The 1,628-nt window shown below is 64.0% G+C and carries 1 protein-coding gene; it reads left to right on the top strand.

Going from position 1 to position 1,628, the window contains the following annotated elements; genetic code table 11:
* Positions 1 to 1,618 (top strand): M28 family metallopeptidase (locus ACR9ZJ_RS19295; protein WP_481288679.1); only part of this gene is annotated, 1,618 nt, incomplete at its 5' end.
* Positions 1,619 to 1,628 lie beyond the last annotated feature (10 nt).

Below are 1,628 nucleotides of genomic sequence, written 5' to 3'. Positions count from 1 at the left end.
AGATGTGTATAAGAGACAGAACGAGCATCACGAGTTCAGTCCCGAGATCACCGGCGGCGATTTCTCCGCACATTTGCGCGTCATCTCCTCGGACGAGTACGAAGGGCGCAAACCCGGCACGCTGGGCGAGCGGCTTACTACGAACTATCTCATCGAGCAGTTCAAGCGGATGGGCCTGGAGCCGGGCAACAAGGGCGACTGGATACAGAGCGTTCCCGCGGTCTCCACCACGTTGAATGGCCAGGATTCACTCGCGCTCAACGTGGCCGAAGGCGGCGGTAACGAAGGCTTCGCCTTCGGCAAGGACATGGTCGCCGGCACGCTTCAGGCGAAGGCCGATGTCGACCTGAAGGATTCCGACATCGTCTTCGTGGGTTACGGCGTGGACGCACCCGAAGCGCAGTGGAACGACTTCGACGGCATCGATGTGAAGGGCAAGACGCTGGTGATCCTGGTCAACGATCCGGGCTGGGACGGCAAGGACCCGAGCCTGTTCAAGGGTCGTGAAATGACTTACTACGGCCGCTGGACCTACAAGTACGAGGAAGCCGCCCGGCAAGGCGCCGCCGCGGCCTTCATCGTGCACCAGACCGAACCGGCCGCCTACGGTTGGAACGTGGTGCAAAGCGGCTGGACCATGCCCCGGCTGGACCTCCCCGAGAGCGAAGATCCGGCGCCGCGCCTGCCCGTCGCGGGCTGGCTTACGCATGAGGCGGCCCAGCGCCTGTTCGCCAAGGCCGGCAAGAGCTTCGACGAACTCGCGAAACAGGCGGACATGCGCGGCTTCAAGGCCGTGCCGCTGGACGCGAAGGCCTCGATCCACCTGCAAAGCACCATCGCCCATTCGCTCAGCAACAACGTCATCGGCATGGTCAAGGGTAGCGAGAAGCCCGACGAGGCGATCGTCTACAGCGCCCACTGGGACCACCTCGGCCGCGACCCCGCGCTCAAGGGCCACCAGATCTACAACGGCGCGATCGACAATGGGACCGGCATCGCCGCGCTGCTCGAGATCGCCGGCAAGTTCGCCCAGGACAAGCCGAAGCGCACGGTGGTCTTCGCCGCGGTGACGATGGAGGAGTCCGGGTTGCTCGGCTCGAAATACTACGTGGCGCATCCGCCCTTCCCGTTGGCGAAGACCGTCGCGGACATCAACATGGACGCCCTGCCGATCACCGGCCCGACCCGGGACATGGAAGTGGTGGGGCTAGGCCAGGGCGACCTGGAAGATACCTTCGCGGAGGTTCTCAAGGCCGACGGCCGCGTCGTCAGCGGCGACGCGTCGCCCGAAAAAGGTCACTACTTCCGTTCCGATCACTTCAATTTCGCCAAGGCCGGCGTGCCCGCGCTTTCCGCTGGTGGCGGCATCGACATGGTGAACGGTGGAAAGGCCGCCGGCGAGGCGGCCGATGCCGACTACGTGAAGAACCACTACCACCAGCCCACCGACGTCTACGACATGCGCTGGAATTTCGATGGCGTGACGCAGAACGTGAAGGCGTTCTACGCCCTCGGCGAAAAACTGGCCAACAGCGACATGTGGCCTACCTGGAAGGACGGCAGCGAGTTCAAGGCGATACGCGAGAAGTCGCTGGCAGCCGGCTCCAGGAAGAAGTGATCCGCGGGGC

This window comes from Luteibacter sp. KNZ12-1A (assembly GCF_056755675.1).
The sequence above is the reverse complement of the archived record's forward strand: the minus strand, read 5'-3'. Positions and strand labels throughout refer to the sequence as shown.